The 22354-nt window shown below is 62.2% G+C and carries 25 protein-coding genes; 5 read left to right on the top strand and 20 right to left on the bottom strand.

Going from position 1 to position 22354, the window contains the following annotated elements:
• Nucleotides 1-19 precede the first annotated feature (19 nt).
• A complete protein-coding gene (gene purL, locus VHO05_RS18090; protein ID WP_329648008.1) occupies nucleotides 20-2248 on the bottom strand; it encodes a phosphoribosylformylglycinamidine synthase subunit PurL in 2229 nt (742 codons plus the stop codon).
• A gap of 416 nt (nucleotides 2249-2664) precedes the next feature.
• Between purL and VHO05_RS18085 the strand changes: the two genes are divergently transcribed.
• Nucleotides 2665-3051, top strand: coding sequence for a hypothetical protein (locus VHO05_RS18085; RefSeq protein WP_329648007.1), 387 nt, complete (start codon nucleotides 2665-2667; stop codon nucleotides 3049-3051).
• A 423-nt stretch (nucleotides 3052-3474) separates the two neighbouring features.
• Here VHO05_RS18085 and VHO05_RS18080 read toward each other — a convergent pair whose 3' ends face one another.
• From VHO05_RS18080 to purC, 5 genes are all read right to left on the bottom strand, one after another.
• The gene (locus tag VHO05_RS18080; RefSeq protein ID WP_329648006.1) at nucleotides 3475-3903 is read right to left on the bottom strand and encodes a hypothetical protein; all 429 of its coding nucleotides are present in this window, start codon (nucleotides 3901-3903) and stop codon (nucleotides 3475-3477) included.
• A 245-nt stretch (nucleotides 3904-4148) separates the two neighbouring features.
• Nucleotides 4149-4853, bottom strand: a complete 705-nt coding sequence (gene purQ, locus VHO05_RS18075; protein ID WP_329648005.1) for a phosphoribosylformylglycinamidine synthase subunit PurQ — start codon at nucleotides 4851-4853, stop codon at nucleotides 4149-4151.
• A 28-nt stretch (nucleotides 4854-4881) separates the two neighbouring features.
• A complete protein-coding gene (locus VHO05_RS18070; RefSeq protein WP_329648004.1) occupies nucleotides 4882-5322 on the bottom strand; it encodes a hypothetical protein in 441 nt (146 codons plus the stop codon).
• Nucleotides 5322-5564, bottom strand: coding sequence for a phosphoribosylformylglycinamidine synthase subunit PurS (purS, locus tag VHO05_RS18065; RefSeq protein WP_329648003.1), 243 nt, complete (start codon nucleotides 5562-5564; stop codon nucleotides 5322-5324). Before purS ends, VHO05_RS18070 begins: the two co-directional genes overlap by 1 nt.
• 102 nt (nucleotides 5565-5666) lie before the next feature.
• Complete coding sequence (purC, locus tag VHO05_RS18060; protein ID WP_329648199.1) at nucleotides 5667-6455, bottom strand: phosphoribosylaminoimidazolesuccinocarboxamide synthase; 789 nt, start codon at nucleotides 6453-6455, stop codon at nucleotides 5667-5669.
• A gap of 361 nt (nucleotides 6456-6816) precedes the next feature.
• Here purC and VHO05_RS18055 point away from each other — a divergent pair, with 361 nt between their 5' ends.
• Nucleotides 6817-7143, top strand: coding sequence for a DUF1476 domain-containing protein (locus tag VHO05_RS18055; RefSeq protein WP_329648002.1), 327 nt, complete (start codon nucleotides 6817-6819; stop codon nucleotides 7141-7143).
• Between the two features lie 54 nt (nucleotides 7144-7197).
• On the opposite strand, the gene VHO05_RS18050 is transcribed toward VHO05_RS18055, so the two are convergent.
• From VHO05_RS18050 to purB, 4 genes are all read right to left on the bottom strand, one after another.
• Entirely contained in the window at nucleotides 7198-7779 is a 582-nt protein-coding gene (locus tag VHO05_RS18050) for an alpha/beta hydrolase (RefSeq protein ID WP_329648001.1), read from the bottom strand.
• An 80-nt stretch (nucleotides 7780-7859) separates the two neighbouring features.
• Nucleotides 7860-8945 (bottom strand): hypothetical protein, encoded by a 1086-nt coding sequence (locus tag VHO05_RS18045; RefSeq protein ID WP_329648000.1) that lies wholly within the window; start codon nucleotides 8943-8945, stop codon nucleotides 7860-7862.
• 135 nt (nucleotides 8946-9080) lie between these two features.
• Nucleotides 9081-10055, bottom strand: coding sequence for a DMT family transporter (locus tag VHO05_RS18040; RefSeq protein ID WP_329647999.1), 975 nt, complete (start codon nucleotides 10053-10055; stop codon nucleotides 9081-9083).
• A 14-nt stretch (nucleotides 10056-10069) separates the two neighbouring features.
• On the bottom strand, nucleotides 10070-11377 hold the full coding sequence (gene purB, locus VHO05_RS18035; protein WP_329647998.1) for an adenylosuccinate lyase: 1308 nt from the start codon (nucleotides 11375-11377) through the stop codon (nucleotides 10070-10072).
• A 581-nt stretch (nucleotides 11378-11958) separates the two neighbouring features.
• Between purB and VHO05_RS18030 the strand changes: the two genes are divergently transcribed.
• A complete protein-coding gene (locus tag VHO05_RS18030) occupies nucleotides 11959-12156 on the top strand; it encodes a hypothetical protein (RefSeq protein ID WP_329647997.1) in 198 nt (65 codons plus the stop codon).
• A 51-nt stretch (nucleotides 12157-12207) separates the two neighbouring features.
• Here VHO05_RS18030 and VHO05_RS18025 read toward each other — a convergent pair whose 3' ends face one another.
• The 10 genes from VHO05_RS18025 to VHO05_RS17980 all read right to left on the bottom strand — a co-directional run bounded on the left by VHO05_RS18025 (nucleotide 12208) and on the right by VHO05_RS17980 (nucleotide 20357).
• Nucleotides 12208-13269 carry a branched-chain amino acid ABC transporter substrate-binding protein gene (locus VHO05_RS18025; RefSeq protein ID WP_329647996.1) on the bottom strand — a complete coding sequence of 354 codons (1062 nt, stop codon included), beginning with the start codon at nucleotides 13267-13269 and terminating at the stop codon, nucleotides 12208-12210.
• Between the two features lie 20 nt (nucleotides 13270-13289).
• On the bottom strand, nucleotides 13290-14405 hold the full coding sequence (locus VHO05_RS18020; protein WP_329647995.1) for a branched-chain amino acid ABC transporter substrate-binding protein: 1116 nt from the start codon (nucleotides 14403-14405) through the stop codon (nucleotides 13290-13292).
• A gap of 205 nt (nucleotides 14406-14610) precedes the next feature.
• Entirely contained in the window at nucleotides 14611-14985 is a 375-nt protein-coding gene (locus VHO05_RS18015) for a DUF6867 family protein (protein WP_329647994.1), read from the bottom strand.
• 11 nt (nucleotides 14986-14996) lie between these two features.
• Nucleotides 14997-15716 (bottom strand): ABC transporter ATP-binding protein, encoded by a 720-nt coding sequence (locus VHO05_RS18010; protein WP_329647993.1) that lies wholly within the window; start codon nucleotides 15714-15716, stop codon nucleotides 14997-14999.
• Nucleotides 15713-16621: an ABC transporter ATP-binding protein gene (locus VHO05_RS18005; RefSeq protein WP_329647992.1), complete on the bottom strand. Its 909-nt coding sequence runs from the start codon at nucleotides 16619-16621 to the stop codon at nucleotides 15713-15715. The genes VHO05_RS18010 and VHO05_RS18005 overlap by 4 nt, the downstream gene beginning before the upstream one ends.
• Before the next feature lie 8 nt (nucleotides 16622-16629).
• Nucleotides 16630-17982: a high-affinity branched-chain amino acid ABC transporter permease LivM gene (gene livM / locus VHO05_RS18000; RefSeq protein WP_329647991.1), complete on the bottom strand. Its 1353-nt coding sequence runs from the start codon at nucleotides 17980-17982 to the stop codon at nucleotides 16630-16632.
• A gap of 5 nt (nucleotides 17983-17987) precedes the next feature.
• Nucleotides 17988-18902: a branched-chain amino acid ABC transporter permease gene (locus VHO05_RS17995; protein ID WP_329647990.1), complete on the bottom strand. Its 915-nt coding sequence runs from the start codon at nucleotides 18900-18902 to the stop codon at nucleotides 17988-17990.
• A 218-nt stretch (nucleotides 18903-19120) separates the two neighbouring features.
• Entirely contained in the window at nucleotides 19121-19363 is a 243-nt protein-coding gene (locus VHO05_RS17990; RefSeq protein ID WP_329647989.1) for a CDGSH iron-sulfur domain-containing protein, read from the bottom strand.
• A gap of 117 nt (nucleotides 19364-19480) precedes the next feature.
• Nucleotides 19481-19807, bottom strand: coding sequence for a thiosulfate oxidation carrier complex protein SoxZ (gene soxZ / locus VHO05_RS17985; protein WP_329647988.1), 327 nt, complete (start codon nucleotides 19805-19807; stop codon nucleotides 19481-19483).
• Nucleotides 19808-19814: 7 nt separating this feature from the next.
• Nucleotides 19815-20357, bottom strand: a complete 543-nt coding sequence (locus tag VHO05_RS17980; protein WP_329647987.1) for a thiosulfate oxidation carrier protein SoxY — start codon at nucleotides 20355-20357, stop codon at nucleotides 19815-19817.
• A 160-nt stretch (nucleotides 20358-20517) separates the two neighbouring features.
• Here VHO05_RS17980 and VHO05_RS17975 point away from each other — a divergent pair, with 160 nt between their 5' ends.
• Both VHO05_RS17975 and VHO05_RS17970 read left to right on the top strand, forming a co-directional pair.
• Nucleotides 20518-20925 carry a hypothetical protein gene (locus tag VHO05_RS17975; RefSeq protein WP_329647986.1) on the top strand — a complete coding sequence of 136 codons (408 nt, stop codon included), beginning with the start codon at nucleotides 20518-20520 and terminating at the stop codon, nucleotides 20923-20925.
• 11 nt (nucleotides 20926-20936) lie between these two features.
• A complete protein-coding gene (locus VHO05_RS17970) occupies nucleotides 20937-22268 on the top strand; it encodes an NAD(P)/FAD-dependent oxidoreductase (protein WP_329647985.1) in 1332 nt (443 codons plus the stop codon).
• Nucleotides 22269-22354: the final 86 nt, after the last annotated feature.

Here is a 22354-nt window from a genome sequence, read left to right as displayed (position 1 = left end):
GCCATCAGGAGCGGGCTGGCTACAGCTCCCCTGCCATATACCCCGGCAGCCAGCCCTCGGAGATCTCCGCAAGCTCCGCGAGCTTCAGCGGCTCCTCGCCCTTGAGCACGATGGCGTCGCCGCCCGTGCGGCCGACGATGCGGGCCGGTAGCGCGAGCAGGCGAGCCCGTTCGACCACTTCCTCGGCGCGGGCCGGATCGATGGCGAGCACATAACGCCCCTGGTCTTCGCCGAACCAGATCGAGTGGACGGGCAATTTGCCTTCGTAGGCGAACAGCTCGGCGCCGATGCCGCTGCCTTTCTCGCCGGACGCAAGCGCCATCTCCGCGACGGCGACGAGCAAGCCGCCGTCCGAAACGTCATGCACGGCCGACACCTTGTCTTCGCGGATCAATGCGCGCACGAGGCGGCCCGCCTTGATCTCGTCGGCGAGATCGACAGGAGGCGGCGCGCCTTCGAGCTTTTCGCAGATGATCTGCTGGTAGAGCGACTGGCCGAGCCAACCCTGCTCGCGGCCGAGCACGACGAGGAGGTCGCCCTCACGTTTGAGGCTGATGTCCGCCATGTGCGCGGTATCGGGAATGAGGCCGACGCCGCCGATCGCAGGCGTGGGTGGGATGCCGACGCCGTTGGTCTCATTGTAGAGCGAGACGTTGCCGGACACGACGGGGTAGTCGAGCACGCGGCAGGCTTCGCCCATACCGCGCACGGAGGCCACGAACTGGCCCATGATCTCGGGCCGCTCGGGATTGCCGAAGTTCATGTTGTCGGTGATGGCAATGGGATCGGCGCCGACGGCCGTGAGATTGCGCCACGTTTCGACCACGGCCTGCTTGGTGCCCATCTCGGGATCGGCAGCCACATAGCGCGGGGTGACGTCGCACGTGACCGCCAGCCCCTTCTTCGTGCCGTGCACGCGCACGACGGCCGCGTCGCCGCCCGGACGGCCGACCGTGTCACCCATGACCATGTGATCGTACTGCTCCCACACCCAACGGCGCGAGCAGAGGGCGGGCGAGCCGAACATCGTCTTCAGGGCGTCGAGATTGCCGTTGGGCGCTTTCACCCACTGCGGCAGAACCGGCTGCGGCGGCACGTGCGCATACCACGGGCGCTCGTACATCGGCGCCGAGTTGGCGAGCACCGGCACGGGAAGGTCCGCTTCCACCTGGCCCTTGTGCGTCACGATCATGCGGCCCGTGTCGGTCGTGATGCCGATGACGGCGAAGTCGAGTCCCCACTTTTTGAAGATCGCTTCCGCCTCGCCCTCGCGGCCGGGCTTCAGGATCATGAGCATGCGCTCCTGGCTCTCCGAGAGCATCATCTCGTAGGCCGTCATGTTCTCTTCGCGCTGCGGAACCTTGTCGAGATCGAGCGTGATGCCGACGCCGCCCTTGTCCGCCATCTCGGAGGTGGAGGAAGTAAGGCCAGCCGCACCCATATCCTGGATGGCGATGATCGCGTCCGAAGCCATCATCTCCAGGCAGGCTTCAATCAGGAGCTTCTCGGTGAAGGGATCGCCGACTTGCACGGTCGGACGCTTCTCCTCGCTCTTGTCGTCGAACTCGGCGGACGCCATGGTCGCGCCGTGGATGCCGTCGCGGCCGGTCTTCGAGCCGACGTAGACGACCGGCAGGCCCACGCCCTTGGCGGCCGAGTAGAAGATCTTGTCCGTCTTCGCGAGGCCGACGCACATGGCGTTGACGAGGATGTTGCCGTTGTAACCCGCGTCGAAGTTCACCTCGCCGCCGACGGTCGGCACGCCGACGCAGTTGCCGTAGCCGCCAATACCGGAAACGACGCCTGATACGAGGTGACGCGTCTTGGGGTGGGACGGATCGCCGAAGCGCAGCGCGTTGAGGTTCGCCACGGGGCGCGCACCCATCGTGAACACGTCGCGCATGATGCCACCAACGCCCGTCGCCGCGCCCTGATAGGGCTCGATGTACGAGGGGTGATTATGGCTCTCCATCTTGAAGATGGCGGCGTCGCCGTCGCCCAGATCCACGACGCCTGCGTTTTCACCCGGTCCCTGGATGACCTTGGCGCCGGAGGTGGGCAGGGTCTTCAGCCATACGCGCGAGGACTTATAGGAGCAGTGTTCGCTCCACATCACCGAGAAGATGCCGAGCTCGGTAATGCGCGGCTCCCGGCCGAGAATCTTGAGGAGGCGCTGGTATTCGTCGGGCTTGAGGCCGTGCTGGGCAACGATCTCGGGGGTGATGGCGGAAGTCGCGGTTTCCTGCATCAGGTCTGACTTTCGGGTCTCGCATGAGTGCTTTCGGAAAAACCTGTCCCGGCGAGGGCCGGGCTGGAAGCGGGTTTTCCGATAAGAAGCACGCCAAAAAAGAGGTCTCTAACGCGGTGCTTATAACGAGTGTGATTGCACTTGTCGCTTACCCCGGCCGCTTCGCCCACGGGCGTGACACCGCATCCTCCGGAAGCGCGAATCGACCGACGTCGGATGACGCTTTTGCGACCTGGATCACCGGCGCGACAACGGACCGAATGCGACAGTACCGCGCTGCACAAAATCGGCCGCTGCTATGCAGCATCATGAATTCTCCTCGAAGAGTCATGATGTTAGATACTCACCAAGCCGGAATGCGGGCCACCAAGAGCCACGCCGCGGCGAGCTTCTCATCATTCATAAGGAGTGGAACCATGTTGAAGGCGACGAAGACCGTTGCTGCAGCAGCGGGTGTGATGGGTGTTCTGGCCGCAAGTGCAGTATTCGCAGACTCCCCGTCAAAGAACGACTACACGAACATGATGCCGGGCCACGGCACGAGCCTGCAGTTCGGTGGCAAGCATGCCGTCGGCTATTTCCAGGTCAAGGACGACGCCTGCCATCTGACTGTCGTCGTGGCGGACAGCAACGGCGGCGAATCGGGCTTCGATAGCCCGGGGACCCGCTTCGTGATCCCCGTCCAGCCGGGCAAGGGCATCCAGGTTGATGCCAGCGCCGGTCAGTCTGCCGAGTTCCTGTGCACGATGGACGGCACGGAGATGAATGCGCGTGTGTTCGATCGTGCGCCCTACAAGTCGTAATAAGTAAATCGCAAGTTACGCAGCCTAGTAAGAGAGCAGGTCTCCGACTTGCTCTCTTTTTATTTAGAACCAGAAGAATATTTAAATATTTCTGGATTCCCCTAGGGAGCAATGCGGCCGCTGCATTGCTGGTGAGCAAGTGCCGCACTACCTTTAGGCAAACGGGTCGGCTATAAACTTTCCAACGCGAAGCAAAACCTAGAGAGAACTTCCAATGAAAGCCGTACTGCTCGCGCTGCTTCAGACCTGGGCCCCCGAAGGCCAGGATACGAAGAAGCGCTGAGTTCGGCCTCCCGGTGAGATGCCGGCGAACCCGATACTCACCCCGCTAGACGGGGAGACAGAATGGGGATGGACCTAGCGGTCCATCCCCATTCGCATTTGATGCGCCGCAATATGGCGAGGGTATTCACGGCTCAGACATCAATAGGAGCCGACGCAAGCTTGGTAGCGCCGCCACCAATACGAACTACCGGTCACCGAGGCCCTGCGATACAGCCAGCCGCATCCGCCGCCATAGCCACCATAGTAGTAACCGCCGTAGAAGGCTGGGAACGCTCCAATGGCAACCCAACGACCGTTGCGCCAGACGCGGCGACCGCCGTGCCAGGCAGCTCCGTGCCAGACGCGCCTGCCGCGCCAGCCGGCTACGCGCGGACCTCCATGCCAGCCGCCAATCGAGGCATGGCGGAACCCTCCGCGGAAACCTCCACCGTGGAAGCCTCCGGCGTGAAAACCTCCACCGTGAAAACCACCACCGTGGAAACCTCGTGCCTCAGCGAAGGAAGCCGCACCAACGATCGCCATGAGTGCAGCGGCGGCGATGACGACGATGTTTTTCGTCTGTTCCATGACATCACTCACTTTGCGCAATGTTCAGGTTCTCTGTTCGGTTGCGCGGGCTGAACGCCGGGCGCAATCGCGAGCGCGTATCGCTCTGTGCGATCTAACGCGATAGAGCGGACGCGGGTCCCTCACAAATCGGCAAGCATGTCTGATAGGACCCCGAGAGGGCGCGCTTCGGCTGCGCGAGTGATTGAGCAACCGCGCAAAAGTCTGCCTACATCAGGTGATGACGCAACTGCGAAGAGGGGCCGTCAGCTCAAGGCCTCGACCGCGCTCACCATGGCGCTTTCAAAAACGCGCCGGCCGTCCGTACCGCCCAGCATTTTCTCATAGAGGCGCTCAGGATGAGGCATCATGCCGAGGATGCGCCCGGTTGGATCGGCGACTCCCGCAATATTGCGCTGAGCGCCGTTCGGGCAGGTCTCCGGCGAGACGTTGCCGTCCTTGTCCGAATACCGGAACACGATCTGGCCTTCACCTTCCAGCCGGTCGAGCGTCTCCGGATCGGCGAAGTAATTGCCCTCGGCGTGGGCGATGGGCACACGAATGACTTCGCCTTTGCGATAGCAGTTGGTGAAGAACGTCTTCTCGCTCTCGACCGTGAGATACACGTCGCGGCAGATGAAGTGCAGCGAGCGATTGCGCATCAGAACGCCAGGCAGCAGTCCAGACTCGCAGAGAATCTGGAACCCATTGCAAATGCCGAGCACCGGCGTGCCCTTCTTCGCCTTCTCGATCACATCGCGCATGATGGGCGAATGCGCCGCCATGGCACCGCAGCGCAGGTAGTCGCCGTACGAAAAGCCACCCGGCAGCACGATGAGATCGGACGCGGGCACCGTCGCATCGCCGTGCCAGACCATCTTGACCGGGAAGCCGGTAATGGCTTCGAGCGCCGTCTTGACGTCGCGGTCACAGTTCGACCCCGGAAACACGATGACGGAAGCGCGCAGCATTTTTGGCTCCAAATTTCTCTTCGTCTGGTCAGGGCCCGAGCGGCGATTGCTCGGCTTTCCGGGCCTCGACTTCTTGCCGGGACGCGTTGGTGAGTTTCGTGTCCCCGGCTTTCATATCTGCCATGAGGATAGCGAACTGGCTCGGGTTGCCATAGCCGCACCCTTTGCTCTCCGCTGTCCAAACTTCCGTCACCTGTCTGCGGAAGATCCGTTGCATAACGGCCGGGTGCGCCGGATGTCCTGGCCCTGTGAAGGCGAACTGCACGCGCCAGCTGTCCGCGCCGAGCGATGCGATGTCGTAGCCACCCTCGATGCCCCATTGCGCGCCCGGGAGCGAGTGCAGATACGTGCGCAACCCATCGTATCCGAGCGTGCAATCGAGTGTGGGAGGCGAAGGCGTCTGGGCGACCGCAGCGGCGGGAAGCAGGATCGCCATCAGCCCCGCTGCAGTGCGCGCCTCCGCCATCATCAGGGCGTCAGCTCGTAGCTGTAGTTCTCGATCACCGTGTTGGCGAGCAGATCTCGGCACATGCGGTCCACTTCGGCCCGCGCCTTTTCCTCGCTCATGCCCGCCACGTCGACCTCGATGTACTTGCCCTGGCGTACGTCATTGACGCCTTCGAAACCAAGCGCGCCGAGCGCGTTTTGGATGGCTTTCCCCTGCGGGTCGAGCACGCCGGATTTGAGCGTGATTTTGATGCGGGCTTTCATGGAACTCCAGGCAGTAAGGCAATGGGCAGTAAAGGCAGCAGGAACAGCAGAAGCGCAATGAGCAATCCTCACTGCCTACGGCCTCACCCCTACTGCCAGCTCTTAGTTCGGCTTTCCGGTCGGGTTAGACGCCACCAGCACCGGCCCGACGCCCTTGGGCGGACGGTTTTCGGTCAGAACGCCGAGGCGACGCGCCACTTCCTGATAGGCCTCGAGAACACCGCCGAGATCGCGGCGGAAACGATCCTTGTCGAGCTTGTCGCCCGACGAGATGTCCCACAGGCGGCAGCAGTCCGGGCTGATCTCGTCGGCGAGCACGATGCGCATCTGCTCGTTGTCCCACAGGCGGCCGAACTCGACCTTGAAGTCGACGAGGCGGATGCCGATGCCGAGGAAGAGGCCGACGAGGAAGTCGTTCACGCGCAGCGCGAGCTGCATGATCTCGTCGATCTCCTGCGGCGTAGCCCAGCCGAACGCCGTGATATGCTCCTCGGAGACCATCGGGTCGTTGAGGTTGTCGGCCTTGTAATAGAACTCGATGATCGAGCGCGGCAGCTGCATGCCCTCTTCGAGACCGAGGCGCGTGGAAAGCGAGCCGGCGGCGACGTTGCGAACGACAACCTCGAGCGGAATGATCTCGACCTCGCGGATCAACTGCTCGCGCATGTTGAGGCGCTTCATGAAGTGGGTGGGCACACCGATTTCGCCGAGACGCTGGAAGACATATTCGGAGATGCGGTTGTTGAGCACGCCCTTGCCTTCGATAAGCGCGTGCTTCTTCGCATTGAACGCCGTCGCGTCGTCCTTGAAGTGCTGAATGAGGGTGCCGGGCTCCGGTCCTTCATACAGAACCTTCGCTTTGCCCTCGTAAATCCGGCGCCGCTTGTTCATCGATCCTGGTCCCTTGACGATCACGCTCATGCTCAACTTTGTATTTGAAGAAGGACGGCCTGTCCCGAGGAGCCGACCCCTTTGAACTATCAGCGAGATTTAGGGAGTTCTCGTCTTCGTTGGGAGCGGCTAAACGCACAAAAATCATGCCTGGGACACTAGCTGAACCAGGGGGCAGAAACAATCTAAACGAAGGGCCAGATGTGCTCTCGGGGCATGCGGCTGACAAGTCGTTGATTTGTCTGTCCGGTCGGGTTACCGCTCCCGGTCTGGGGGGCAACTCCTGAGACCCATACAACACATTTTTACCCGGAACGAATATAGAACATTCCGGGTCGGACAAACCCTGGTGGAGACGGTCATGACAACGTTCGACGAGAGAGAAAAGGCCTACGAGAAGAAGTTCGCGCTCGACCAGGATCTGAAATTCAAAGCCGAGAGCCGTCGCAACAAGATGCTCGCCGAATGGGCGGCTGCGAAGCTCGGCATCACCGGCCCTGCACTCGAGGACTACATTAAGGCGGTTCGCAAAGCCGACCTCGCCGAGAAGGGCGACGACGATGTCTTCCGCAAGGTGAAGCAAGACTTCGCCGAGAAGGGCATCGCGGTCGACGATGCGGAGATCCGCAAGACGATGGGCGAGTTCATCGCCAAGGCCGTCGCCGACATCGAGGCAAGCAGCAAGTAAGCATCATTGAGGCGGCTCCCACGAAGAGCCGCCTCAATCGTTTCCACGAGCCGACTACTCGGCCAGCGTCGACAGGAACGTTCCAAAGCGCAGCACGCCTTCCGGCCAAGGGCCGTGGCCCGATGCTCCGTTGATGTGGCCCGCGTCTCCAGCTTCCACCAGCGTTGCCCCCCATGCATCTGCAAGCGCGTTCGCGCGCTCGAGCCCACAGTACGGGTCCGTCGACGAGGCAACCAGAACTGAAGGAAAGGGCAAGCGAGCGAGTGGCACCGGGGCGAATCCGCTTGCCGCGCCATCGAGGATAAGCCCTTCCGTCTCTGGCCATGCGGACGCGTTGTCGACGTCGGCAGGCGCGACCAGGAACGCGCCTGAAACGAAGCCCTTCGGAATGCGCTGGGCCATGTGCGCGACCGCGGCCACGCCGAGGCTGTGCGCAACGAGCACCACGGGCCGGGTGCTTTGCACGGCCGACTCGATGATGCGGCCAACCCAGGCCTCGCACTCCGGCTCCACCCAATTTTCCTGCTCGACCCGACGGGCGGTTTTGAGCGTGCGTTCCCACCGCGATTGCCAGTGATCCGGACCGGAGCTCGACCAGCCGGGAACGATCAGGATGTCGACGTCGGACGTGCGCATGAACCCTCAAACTCGAAAAAGAGGTTGGATTGACGGGGGAAATCGGCGGCGGGGTGGAGCATCACTCCATCTTACGCGCATTAGATGGGTTTGACCGGAGGGATTTGGGAGGCCTGCGTCGAATAGGCATTCGCCCCGCGGTTCGGCAGGACTTGAACGATTGCAAGACCGACGGCCGCGAGAATGAGCGCCGTTGCAGGCGAGGGGAAGAGAGGGTGCGCCGGGAGCTGGGCTAGCAGTCCGCCGGCGATCACGAGCCCCATGAGCGCCAAGGCGGTGAAGACGGCTGAGGCCCTATCGAAGCGCGTCCAAGGCCGGGCGAGGCTACGCCGGCGCAGAAAGACGACCAGCGCGATTGCAATGATCGGCATGAGTGCGGCGCCTTCGGAAATGATGATTTGGTCAAACGCGCCGGTCTGTCCGGCAGGAAGCACGAGCCACCTGAGCAGCAAAGTTCCTGCAAGAAGCCAGTTTGCGACGGCGTAGGCAACTACGGGTGTCCAGAGCAAGTCTTCGGTGCTGGCGAGCGGCGGCACGGCTTTGGCCAGCACCGTCAGCACCGCAATGCACAGCGCGAGATAACCGATGGAGAACGCAATGGTGAAGGGGCTTGCAGGTCCCCATAGAGCGGCCTGCACGATCAGCGCCTGCAGGAGCGAAATCGCATGCGGGGCCGCGACGAGAATCCAGACCCCGTAGCCGACGCCATGACGCGTGATCGCCGACGCGAGCCACATCGCAATCGCCGTGCCCGCCACGAGCGAAGCCACAACGCCCGCATGGAATGCCGGGCCCGGCTGCTGGACGAGCCCGTCGAGGCTTTCAAACGCGACCGCAATTCCGCTGGCTTGGAGCCCCGCCATCACAAGCGCGCCGGCGACGATCCAGCCATCGAGGCGAGCCCTGTTGCGCGGCACCGACGCCCAAGCCCTAGCTCGCGGGATGAGGGTCAGGGCCACCTCGACAACGACCATCGCCGACAGCATCGGGATGATACCGAGCGCCATGATCGAGATGCGATCGATTGCCCCGAGAGCGTCACCTCGCCCCGCCAATGCGTTGACGTCTATGCCCGGCAGCGGGATCCAGCCGCCGGCCCGGTAGACAGCGAGCGCAGCGAGCGTCCACGCGATACGGCGTAAGAGCGGGCGATGGGTAATGGTCATGCCGGATGTCTGAGGCATCGTGATTGCAAACCGTATATGGGAGCAGTTTTGGCTTTCGTAGCAATCCGCGAGTTGGACGCGGTTGGCAACGGTTGTCTGTTCCCGGCCGGACACGCCATCTGACGCGCGGGAGCCTCAAGGCTGCGACGCGCGCTCCGCCGTCGGGACGGGTTCGGACGATAGCGGCACATCGCGTGAGGGCTTCGCCCGGCTGTCACCCCAGGTAAAGAGCCCAACGCCAGCCAGCACCAAAGCTGAGCCGATGGCATCCGTAACCGTGAATGGCTCGCCGAGGATTTCGATCGCGAGCCCGATCGTCACGATCGGCGAGACCGTTGCGATCATCGAGACGGCCTGCGGCGAGACGTGGACAAGGCCGGCATTGACGAGAAACGTCGGCAGCACGGTAGCCACCATCGCGCAGCCGAACGACAACCACAGAAAGCGGGGCGATGCGGCGAAGCTGCCGCTGCCGAAGATTATATGGTGCATCACACAGAACACGCCCGCCGCCGAAAGCGCGATGCTGGTGAACAGGGCGATCCCGAGCGGCGCAAGGCAACGTTTGGCGAGAATTTGATGCCACGCGAACGAGATCGCTGCACCTAGCACCAGGAAAGTGCCGATCGCCGTGTCGCGGCCACCGTGCGGAAGGTCGGCCGTGAACACGATGGCGAGGCCGATATAGGTGACGGCCGCAGCCGCGACCCCGAACACCGTCATAGGCTGGCGATAGAGGGCCGCGCCGAGAAACATGACGAACAGCGGATAGGTGAACAGCACCAGGCGTTCGAGTGAGGCGCTGATATACTGCAGCCCCGCGAAGTCGAACGCGGACGCCACATAGTAGCCGAGGAAGCCCGTGAGAATTGCCCAGGCGACACTTTTCCGGTCAGGTGGCGGCAAGCCCTTGGCACGGCGCTGGGCATAGGCCCATATGCCGATGGCGACGAACACCGGCGTCGCGAACAGCATGCGATAGGCCAGCATCAGCGACGCGTCGACCTGCTCTTGGAAGGCCAGCTTGATGAAAATGGCCTTGGTCGAGAAGAAGGCGGCGCCAAGCGCGGCACACCCGTACCCAAAGACGCGATTGAGTGAGGAACTCATAGAGGCGCCCGGCGCTACGCCTCGCCGAACACGCGTTTGAAAATCGTATCCGCGTGCTTGAGGTGATAGCCAAGATCGAACATTGCTTCGAGGTCCTTGGCAGGAACCTTGGCGGTGACGTCCTTGTCGGCTTTGAGTTCGGTCAGGAAGTCGAGCCCCTTTTCCCAGGTCTTCATCGCGTTGCGCTGAACGAGTGCGTAGGCCTCTTCGCGCGAAGCTCCAGCCTGCGTAAGAGCCAGCAGGACGCGCTGCGAGTTGTGAAGCCCTCCGAGCTTGTCGAGATTGCGCTTCATGGTCTCCGGGTAAATCACCAGCTTCTCGATCACGCCCGCCATGCGGTTGATGGCGAAATCGAGCGTCACCGTCGCATCCGGTCCGATCATGCGCTCGACGGACGAGTGCGAGATGTCCCGCTCGTGCCAGAGCGCGACGTTCTCCATCGCAGGCAAAGCGTAGGCGCGCACCATACGCGCGAGACCCGTGACGTTTTCGGTCAGGACGGGGTTGCGCTTGTGCGGCATGGCCGACGAGCCCTTTTGACCCGGCGAGAAATACTCCTCGGCTTCGAGCACTTCGGTGCGCTGCAGATGACGGATTTCAATCGCAAGCCGTTCGAGCGACGAAGCGACGACGCCCAGAGTTGCGAAGTAGGCGGCATGCCGGTCGCGCGGGATGATCTGCGTCGAGACGGGCTCCGGCACGAGCCCCATCTTCTCGGCCACGTAGGTTTCCACGAAGGGATCGATGTTTGCGAAGGTTCCGACGGCACCGGAGATGGCGCACGTCGCCACTTCGCGCTTCGCCGCCACGAGCCGCTCGCGGGCCCGCGTGAACTCGGCATAGGCATAGGCCAGCTTGACGCCGAACGTCGTCGGCTCCGCGTGAATGCCGTGGCTGCGTCCGATGGTGACTGTCGCCTTGTGCTCGAAAGCGCGCGTCTTGAGCGCGGCAAGCAGGCGGTCCATGTCCGCAATCAGGATGTCGGCGGCGCGCGCGAGCTGCACGTTGAGACACGTGTCGAGTACGTCCGACGAGGTCATTCCCTGATGCACGAAGCGCGCTTCAGGGCCGACGTGCTCGGCGAGGTGGGTCAGGAACGCGATGACGTCATGCTTGGTCACCGCTTCGATTTCGTCGATCCGAGCCGTATCGAATTCCGCTTTCGAGCCCTTGTCCCAGATGACCTGCGCGGCCTCCTTGGGAATGATGCCGATCTCGGCCATCGCCGAGGCAGCGTGCGCTTCGATCTCGAACCAGATCCGAAAACGCGTTTCGGGCGTCCAGATCGACGCCATTTCAGGCCGGGAATAGCGGGGGATCATGGGAGTCTCTTGTGCAGGAGCCGAGCGACGCCACTAGCAGACCCAGCCTGTTGCTTCAATTCTCGCCAAAGCGCCGCGACCAAGCGCGCACGCGGGTGGATGCGTCGCCATTGCGACATTGTGTCATGCCGACAGTGGCGTGTTCCCCGGGAAATAGCCCAAAAATCCGAGAGTTGGCATCCTCAAGTTGAGATCACGCTGCAATGCGAGAGATCACGGTTCTTTTCAACCAAAAAACTTCAAAAACCAAATATCAACCAGAGGATTACACAGTGTTGCGCCGCCGAAGTTACATTTCGGCAACGCAACAATTAGTGAAGGCAAAGTGCCCAGATCGAGCCATATTTCGATGTTTCATCAGGGTTGTTCGCCGGGTGCGCAAGTAGAAACCATGATCTAACTGTTGCGGAATTGTCAGAGCAAAGTCGTTGCGGATTGGATACTCTTGAATCTCGTCTTTGGATCAGGGCGGAGATTCGGGAACGCATTGGGTCAATGGCCGAAGTTTGAGACGTGAAAACGGTCAGGTGCGTTCCAGTCCGCCAAGCCTCGCCAAAAACGCGACGAACTAGGGGTACGTGATGACCGAACAGATGCAAGCCGAGATTGCCGAACTCAATCATCGGCTGGAAGAGATCGACGATCCGCGCCGATCTTACGCTCTCGTTCAAGAGCGCATTCGCAACTACCGGAAACTAGGCCAACAGGTTCCCGAAGCGCTCGCTCTGATGGAGCGTCGCCTCGCCATCGAATGCCGGATCGAGTCACAGGGCCGCTAAGCCCTGTAGATTCAACGAGAGCATTGCAGCCCCCCGATCGGGGCTGCAGCCTCACCGCCCGACCACCCATCGACCCGAGCGAGCCGATGCGGCGAGGAATCCGGGCGTGTCGAGATCCCCGTTGAGATCGAAACGGATCTCGCCCAGTGAGCGTGTCGCGAATGGCGCTCCTTCCCGAAAGCGGGCTGCGAGCGCTGTTCCGCTTGTCTCGCCAACTCCTTTCACCGCCTGCACCCAAGCTTCGAAAGCGCCGCGCACGCGGACGCCCGGCGCATCTGTGTTTTCGTCTTTCGGCTCCGCGGGGAGCAGCACCTCGATGGGGAGATGCGACCGCTCTACGGTGTTCGCGAACTCAGGCGTCGCCAAAGAATCGGAGCCGAGCAGAGGGATGCTGGCGCCGAGCGCTTCAAGACCCGAGACGATGACGCCTGCCTCCTCTGGGTAACCTACAAACAGCGCTGCTTCGGCGTGACTGTCTCGCAACTTGAGAGCGGCGTCGCCGTACTCGTGTTTGCCGGCCACGATCGGCAGCATGGCGACAGGTTCCGCTCCTGTTGCCTTGAGGCTTGCCACAGCTGCATCGACGATACCGCGCGCATACGCTGTCCGATCGTGGATGATGGCCACGCGTCGGCTAGGCGCACGCGAGATGAGCCAGGAGGCGGCCGCATGACCCTGCTTGTCGTCGCGTCCTGCAAGCCGCACCACGGGAACCGTCGCAGGTCCGCGCGTGACATCGGGATGGCGTGCACCCACGGCGATGAGCAGCACGCCCGCTTGGCTGTATGTGGAGGCAGCGGCTACAGCGGCATTCGAGCACGGATGCCCGATCACCACCGCAACACCCTGAGAGATGAGCTGCCGTGCGGCGCCTTCTCCGGTCGTGCTCGCGCAGCCGTCATCCTCGACAACGAGCACGAGTGGCTGGCCGAGAACGCCGCCAGTGGCATTGATCTCGGTAACCTCCGACTCGAGCGCCTGCCGCATCGAGAGCCCGGTTGCAGCCATGCGGCCGGTCAGGGGAGCCGCGAGCCCGACCCGGATCTCCGGCCACGCAGGAGTCGAAGCAGTTATGCCGAGGGCAGCCGCAAGCGCGAGCGCGCGTAGCCTCATGGGTCGCCCCGCGGGCAAGCTCAATTCTGAACGTAGGCGATCGTGCCGTCCGGCTGCTTCTGCCATGTGTACATGACATAGTCGATGCGGGTTACGTCTCCCTTGGCGTCGAACGCCAGGTCACCGATAACAGTCTTGTACGTTTTCCCTTTGTGCAATTCTTCCGCGATCTTGGCCGGATCAACGGAGTTGATCGCCTTTGCGGCTTCCGCGATCACCTGCACCGAGGCGTAGCTGTAGAGCGTATAGGCCTCCGGCTTGAAGTTGCGGGCCTTGAACTTCTCGAGTACCGCCTGCGCTTCCGGCCGCTTCTGAGGATCCGGACCGAACGTCATGAGCGTGCCTTCAGTGCCGGGACCGGCAAGAGCGGCGAACTCGTCGGTGGCGATGCCGTCGCCGCCCATCATCGTTGCGTTGACGCCGGCAGCCCGCATCTGCCTCAGGATGGCACCGCCTTCCGTATGGACGCCGCCCCAGTAGACGATGTCGGCACCCGAGGCCTTGATCTTTGAAACCAGCGCGCTGAAGTCGCGTTCGCCCGTATTTACGCCTTCGTAGAGCACTTCGGTGACGCCGAGCCCGTTCATCGTCTTCTTGGTCTCGTCCGCGAGACCCTTGCCGTAGGTCGTCTTGTCATGGGCGATGGCAACCTTCTTGTCCTTGAAGTGTTGCGCGATGTATTCGCCGGCGACTTTGCCCTGCTGGTCGTCGCGCCCGCAGGTACGGAACACGGCCTTGAGGCTACGCTCCGTGATTTTGGGATTCGTCGAACCCGGCGTGATCATCAGGATGCCGTTCTCGGAATAGACATCCGAAGCAGGCTCGCTGACGCCCGAATTGAAGTGTCCGATCACGAAGCTTACGCCCTCGCTGACGAACATGTTGGCGACCGACCGCCCTTGCTTCGGATCGGCGGCGTCGTCGCCCACCACGAGTTCTATCTTTTGCCCGTTCAAGCCGCCGGCCGCGTTGATGTCCTCGACGGCCTGTTCCGCGCCATGCTTGAGCTGGGCGCCGAACACAGCGTCCTTTCCGGTAATGGGGCCGGCAACGCCGATCTTCAGCTTCTGCTCCCCGCCACACGAGGCTAGCGCCAACGTGGCGAATAGGGCTGCTGCAAGCTTGACGAAGCGCATCGGTGTCTCCTTAGAAGGCCCCCGGAGGGAAGCGAGCGATCAATTGGTTTGCCGGATGACGTTTGTCCCGCGAAATGGCGGCGAAGTCACGCCTTTACGTGCCTTAGACCATGATCGCTTCGGACCCTATCCGTCCGAAGCGTGAATCATTGGTCTCATCAAAGACCTGGAGCGTGATTTCGATTCAATCAGAAACAATCACGCTCTAAGGGCGCCGGTCCCGCCACGAGAACGGACCAGCACGCTCGAACAGCCATTTGTACTGCTCGGCCATCTGTCGCGCCCGTCTCACGCGGTGCGCGACGAGTGCGATGACAGCCAGGACAGCGAAGTCGATGAGATAGCTCGGGAACGAGAGCAGGGCCCCGCCGAAAAGGGAGTAGTGGAGGAAGCGGATCGCGGCGGCGAGCAGGGCCGTGTACCCGATGACGGGCCACAGAGGCCCCCAGCTTTCGGAGAGCGCCTGCCCTGTCCGCCAGGCAGCCCCACCCCCGATCAGCAGGGTGAGCAGCACGAACGAAAAGCTCGCATTCGCGGCGTCTGGTGCATATCCGAGAGAGGTCAAAAAATCTTCGAGCATCGTGTCTCTCGCTAGTGTCGGCCGCCTTCGAGGTAGGCCTGCTGGATCTCGGGACGCGCCAACAGCTCCCGCCCGGGACCGCTCATGGTGATCGCCCCGTTGACCATCACGTAGGCGCGATGCGCGAGCTTGAGCGCATGAAACGCGTTCTGCTCGACAAGGAAGATGGTCATGCCCTGCGCGTTGAGCTCGGCGAGCGTCGCGAAGATCTGCTTGACGATGAGCGGTGCGAGACCGAGCGAAGGTTCGTCGAGCATGAGAAGCTTTGGACGGCTCATGAGCGCGCGGGCAATCGCGAGCATCTGTTGCTCTCCGCCGGAAAGCGTGCCGCCGCGTTGCGTGAGGCGTTCCTTGAGACGCGGAAAAAGCCGCGTGACGCGCTCCAGATCTTCCTCGAAGTTTTGCCCCCCGTCGACGGTCGCACCCATCTGCAGGTTCTCGAGCACCGTCATGCGCTGAAAGATGCGCCGACCTTCGGGAGACTGGGCGATCCTGAGCCGTGCGATAGCGTGCGTGGAGAGGTTCGTGATCGGCTGCCCCTCAAAGAGGATGCGCCCTTCGCGCGCACGCGGGTTGCCGAACACAGTCATCATCAGCGTGGACTTGCCCGCGCCGTTCGCTCCGATGAGCGTGACGATCTCGCCGCGATGAACTTCGAGCGACACACCCTTGAGCGCCTGGATGTTACCGTAGAACGCCGAAACGCCTTCGATGGAGAGGAGCGTATTCATGGAGCCATGCTCCCGGTGTTCGTACGCACCTCGCTGTCGTCCACGCCGAGATAGGCGGCGATGACCTTGGGATCGTTCTTCACGCCCTCGGCCGTGCCGTCCGCAATTTTGACGCCATACTCGATGACGACCACGTGGTCGGAAATGTCCATGACGACCGACATATCGTGCTCGATAAGCAGGATCGAGACGCCGGTCTGCGCACGGATGCCCCGCAGAAGCCGGGTCAGCTCCGCACTTTCGCGGTGGTTGAGGCCTGCCGCAGGTTCGTCGAGGCAGAGCAGCACGGGGTTGGTGCACATGGCTCGCGCGATTTCGAGACGCCGCTGTGCGCCATAGGGGAGATCGCCCGCCGGATCGTCGGCGCGGTCGATCAAGCCTACGACTTCCAGCCAGGCACGTGCGAGATCGATGGCCTTCTTTTCGGCGGCGCGATACTTCGCGAAGCCGAGAAGTCCGCCGAGGCTGTAGTCCGATGCCGCCATCAGGGTTTTGTGCTGAGCCACGATGAGGTTCTCGAGCACGGTCATGCCGGGGAACAGGCGAATGTTCTGGAACGTGCGCGCCACGCGGGCTTCCGACGCGATCGCATGATCCGGCGTGCGCTCCAGAAGGAAGAGCTCCGGGCTTGCGCCATGCGTGCGGCGGAGGTCAGTACGCGTCAACGCATCGACGCTCTCCGCAGGCATCTTCCCGCCATGGGCGAGTGCCATCCGTCCGCTGGTCGGTTTGTAAAAGCCTGTAATGCAATTGAAGACTGTCGTTTTCCCCGCGCCGTTGGGACCAATCAGCGCCGTGATATCGCCACGCCCCACGGTGAACGAAAGATCGTTCACGGCCACCAGCCCGCCGAAGCGCATCGAGAGGTGATCGACAGTGAGTAAGGGCTCGTCGTGCCAGCGCATGCGACCGGTCACTCCGCTGCCGAGACGGCGGGCGCGCCGCGCGTCGGTTGTGGCTTGAGCCGCACCGTCGGCTCGCGAGTGGAAATGAGACCTTTGGGTCTGAGAAGCATGAGAACGACCATCGCGAGACCGAAGAGAAGCATTCGGTACTGCGCCGGATCGAAACCGCTGCCGAATACGGCTTTGAGCACGCCGAGCTCGCGCAAGAGTTCCGTGCCCCCGACCATGAGCGTCGCCGCGATCACGACGCCGATGGTGCTTCCGAGGCCGCCCAGTACGACAATGGCAACGATCATCGCGCTTTCCATGAACTCGAACGATTTCGGACTGATGAAACCGTAGTGAGCCGCGAAGAAGGCGCCCGCGATGCCGCCGAAGAAGGCACCGGCCGCGAAGGCCGAGACTTTGGTTGCTGTCGTGTTGATGCCGAGCGAGCGGCAGGCGATCTCGTCTTCACGCATCGCCTCCCACGCACGTCCGACGGGCAAGGTCCGAAGGCGCAGCGTCACGAGATAGGCCGCGAGCGCGAGCGCGAGCACGAGATAGTACATGAACGCGAGCCGGTAGAACGGCGAGTAGGGAATGCCCAGCAGAGACGTCAGAGATCCCGGCTCTGGCCCGAGTGACAACCCGAACAGAGTGGGCTTCGGGATATTCGAAACGCCCGCGTATCCGCCCGTCACCGGGACCCAATTGACCAGGACCAGCCGCACGATCTCGGCGAATGCGAGGGTCACGATCGCGATGTAGTCCCCCTTGAGCCGCAACACCGGCAAGCTGATCATCACGCCCCACAAGGCCGCGAGAATTCCTCCAAGCGGCAACACGATCCAGAACGACAGTCCGAAGGTGGTCGTGAGCAGTGCGGAGGAGTACGCGCCGACGGCATAGAAGGCCACATAGCCGAGATCGAGCAGGCCGGCGAGCCCAAGAATGATGTTGAGCCCCAATCCGAGCAGCACGTAGATCAGGATCTGGATGCCGTACGTGTCGACCAGCTTCAGAAGCCCGGGGCCCCCAGCCAATGAAATGCCGAGCGCAAGGAGAGGATACGTAAGGAGAAACGCGAGGCCGATGCGTGGCAGAAAACGAAAAAACGGATGGGGTGGCGCAGTGCTGACGGCTTTCGCCGCCGTGGACGGCGCGCGGCGCGCGATTACAGCCGGCCGCACCAGCGTGAACAGAAGCACTCCGACGAATGCGATACCGGCGAGCGCGAACGTGAGCCCCCAGCGTCCGATCAAAACGAGCTGATTGGAGAGATTGACGTCAGTCTGGAGCGCGACGATCGGAAACGCCAAGCCCAACGTTACAAGCGCGGCGAGAAGCGCCTTCTTGATTGCCTCTGCCGTAATCCCCATGACGTTTAGACCTTCTCGACGTCGGGCCGCCCCAGCAGTCCCGAGGGAAGGAAGATGAGAACGATAGCCAGGATCGAGAAGGCGGCGACATCTTTGTAGTCGATCGAGAAGTAGGCGGACCAGAACGTCTCGATGAGACCGATCAGCAGGCCTCCGAGCACGGCGCCCGGAAGCGAGCCGATGCCGCCGAGCACCGCGGCGGTGAACGCCTTCACGCCGGGCACGAAGCCGTCCGAAAAGCTGATGACCCCGTAGTAGCTCATCCAAAGTAAGCCAGCGACCGAAGCCAGCGCGGCTCCCATGATGAACGTCAGCGAAATCGTGCGATCGACATCGACGCCGAGCAACGCCGCCATTTTACGATCCTGCTCGCACGCACGCTGTGCGCGACCCAAAGAGGTGTAGCGCACGACGTACCAGAGCACGCCCAACAGCGCCGCTGTGACGACCATGATCAGAAGTTGCTTCTCTGCCAGCGTCACCGAGCCGTGACCAACCGGAATCACGAGTACGTTCGTCAGGATAGGTTCCAGCGTCTTGTTGCGCGGCCCTTGAACGAGCTGGACGAAATTCGAGAGGAAGATCGACATGCCGATCGCGGAGATCATGGGGGCCAGCCGGAACGATCCTCGGAGCGGCCGGTAGGCGAGGCGCTCGATCGCCCATCCCCAGAGGCTGGTCAGCGCCATGCCGAGCACGAGCACGATGATCAGCGCGAGCCCCAGCGATCCGATGCCGAGAACCTGTGTCAGCATCAAGAACAAGATGAGGGCGATGAACGCCGCGAGCATGAACACGTCGCCGTGGGCGAAGTTGACCATGCCGATGATGCCGTAGACCATCGTGTAGCCGATGGCGATGAGTCCGTAGATCGAGCCGAGCGTGAGCCCGTTGATGAGCTGCTGGACAAAATAATCCATGTAGCCGCCGTTCCCCCGATTGGTGGCACTCGTCTCTTTGGTGTTTAGAGCGGGGAAGGCGGCGAAGGGAACTGATTTTTCGCATCAGCCCCCGGATGATCGCCGCTATGTGCCCAGCCTGCTGTGGATTTGGGCAGTAAAAGAGCAAACTTTGGCGCCCGAGGGAGTCCAAGGGGCCGGAAGCTCCGGTTTCACGGAGTAAGGGGCTGCGGAGAGCCTCAGATCATGTTGTGGGTGCCGTCGCACCACGGCTCGTCGTCGGTGGCCTTGCAGCCACAAAGGTTGAACGTTGCCGTCGAGGGCGCCACGAACTCAAGGGGCTCGAGTCCCGTGCCTTCATGGGATCCGTCGCAGAACGGCTGAGACTTCGAACGTCCGCACCGGCAATACCAATAGGTTTGCCCTTCGACGAGGTCGACTTGGTAGGGGCTTGTTTGTGCGACGACGGGTTCTTCGGCCATGAGTACCTTCCGGTGTGATCCTTCAGCTCCGGCGTACCCCGGGCGAGAGCCACCTTCAAGGGGTTAGGAGCCGGGGCAGTCCCCGACGAAAGAGGTTCCAGGACGCGTTGGGGAAGATCACACGACGTTGAGGGGATAGCGTTCGATCGTTTCGCCGCCCTCGTCATCGGCCCACGTCACCATAAGCTCGCCAGGACCCGGCACCTTCAAAAAGAAGGACAGGTAAGGATTGGCCGAAATGCCAGAGCCCAAGTCGGCTTTGAACACCAATGCACCGTCGTAGTGGGCAGTAAAGGTATGGATGATGTTGCGGGGGATCGGGTGACCCTCCGAATCTTTGCGATTACCCGTCTCCATGACGTGTGTAATCAACGCCTTGATTTCGATGACCTCGCCGGCTTGAGCCTGCTCGGGGAATTTGAGGCGGGGCTTGGATGGGGCCATCTGAACCTTACTCCGTTCCGCAGCCGCCGATACCGACGCTGACCTTCGTCCGCGCGATGAGCAGCGAGTTGCTGGAGGTCAATGCCACCGCGACCACGTCCTGCGTTTTGGCCAGCCGCATGCGCCCGGACACAGCCGCCTTCCCGGACAGTGGCGTGAAATGAAACGTCGCGACGGAAGCCTGCGGATTCTGAGTCGAAAGTAGATGGACCCGCGCGATGTGGTCCTCCTCGGTCATCGGGCTTTCGATACTGATCTTATACGGAACGATACTGCCGTTTTCGGCATCCTCCGGGAGTTCAAGCACCATGCGGCCTTCGATCGGCGTTCCGTTGCCGACGATCTTCCCGAAGATCTCTTCGAACTGAGCCGTGGGAGCATGAGAAGCGGGAGCTGCCGCGGATGCGGGAGCAGCTTTGTCGAGGGCAGTCTCGGCGCGGGCCTCATGCTTTGCTAACAGCCCCGTCGCAGCGGCTCCCGCAAAACCGAAAGAGGCAAGAATCGTGCGCCGGTCCACCAGCCGTCTGAATAGGGGGCCGCGGGAGGTCACGATCGATCTCGCATTCATTTCAACAGGAAGCCTCTGAGGCGGCGAAGCCCCGTCCACTCCTAGATAGGAATAGACAGCCGGCATGGCCATAGTGCTTCTCGACAATCCTAGGGACTGCTAGCATATGCCGCAAAGAGGGTGCAAACTATGTGGCCAAAATATGCAGCTTAAGTTGCTGCGATTGGGGTGGGGGCACGCGGCTTTTCTGGCCGCGTTGCTGTTGACTGGGCTAGGCGCAGTCGCAGCGTCGCGAGACGAGGTGCGGTCTTCGTCCGGCATCCGCCTGATCATGGTTGAGGAGCCCGGCTGCCGGTTCTGCCGTCAATGGGACGCGGAGATAGGCGGAGGGTATCGCAAGACCTCTGAGGGCCGGTTCGCGCCGCTGAAGCGCGTTCGCCGCGAAGATCCCGAGGTCAAGGGACTGGCCCCGATCGTCTACACGCCGACATTTGTGGTCATGCGATCCGGAGAAGAACTAGGCCGGATCACCGGCTACCCCGGAGCGGACTATTTCTACGAAGAGTTGCGTCCCATCCTTGCGGCTGCCGGGTTCTTCCCGGGCCTTTGAGCGAGGTCACAATGCACGATATCGACCGTAGACAGCTGACCGCGGGCCTCGCCTCCGTCTCAGTGGGACTGATGATGGGCCCGCGTTATGCGAGATCCGCGGCGCGCGGGCGTGTTGTGGTCATCGGCGGAGGCCCCGCGGGCGCTACAGTCGCCGTTTCGCTGAAACGAGCCGTTCCGGACCTTTCGGTCACCCTCATCGAGCCGCAGCGCATATATTCGTCTTGTTTCTACTCGAACCACTTCATTGGCGGCTTCTTACCGTTCAGCCGCATCACCAACACATATGACGGCCTTCTCGCGCTTGGTATCACAGTCATCCACGAGCGGGCGAGCGCCATCGACGCAGCGAAGCGTGAGGTCCGCGTCGAGAATGCGCCGAATGTTCCCTATGATCGCCTGGTGGTGGCGCCCGGTATCGGGTTCAAGTTCAGCTCGATCGAGGGCTACAGCGAAGACGCCGCCTATCAGATGCCGCACGCCTGGTCGGGCGGCCGCCAGTCGCGTCTCCTGCGCGAGCGTCTTGACGACATGGCGAACGGCGGCCTCGTCGTCATCGCGGCACCTCGCAACCCTTACCGCTGTCCGCCCGGACCCTACGAGCGCGCCTGTCTCATCGCCAACTACCTCAAGCGGGAAAAGCCAAAGAGTAAGCTCATCATTCTGGATCCCAAGATGTCCTTCTCGAAGCAGCCTGTGTTCGAGGAGGCGTTCGCGAAGTACTACAAGGACGTCATCGAGCTTCGTCTTACCAACGACATCGACGATATGAGCGTCGTGCGCGTCGATCCGAAGACGGGCGAGGTGGTCACCAAGTCAGGCGAGACGTTCAAGGCAGCGGTCGCGAACATCATTCCCGATCAGACGGCAGGCGCAATCGCGCTCGGGAGCGGTTTGGCGGAAGGGGACTGGTGCCCGATCAAGCCGGAAAACTTCCAGTCCGCGAAGATCGACAACGTATACGTGGTTGGCGACGCGACGATCGCGGCCGAAATGCCGAAGTCCGCGTTCTCGGCGAATAGCCAGGCCCGCGTCGTTGCGGGCAATATTCTCGCCGATCTCACGGGTGCCGAGCGCCCGCAGGCCGCTTATCGGAACACCTGTTGGTCGATGCTGGCGCCCGACGACAGCGTCAAGATTGGCGCCGACTATTCGCCCGGGGACGCGAAGGGGAAGCACGCCCTGGTACCCAAAAACAGCTTTGTCTCGCAGCCTCATGAAGCTGCGGCTCTCCGCAGGGAGAACTATGAGGAAAGCCTCGCGTGGTATCGCACGCTGACGGACGACATCTTCGCAAAATCGGCTTCCGCCACAGGTAAGCTGCCTCACGGGCAGCGCGGTTGAGCCCATCCGGCTATCGGCCTAACATCCCGGCTATACAACTTATTTTCGACAGAGTAGCGCGAGATTTCCACCGCACACGGACGCTG

Origin of the sequence: Hyphomicrobium sp. (assembly GCF_036262015.1) — a bacterium.
Lineage (GTDB): Bacteria > Pseudomonadota > Alphaproteobacteria > Rhizobiales > Hyphomicrobiaceae > Hyphomicrobium_C.
This window is presented reverse-complemented; position numbering and strand designations above follow the sequence as displayed.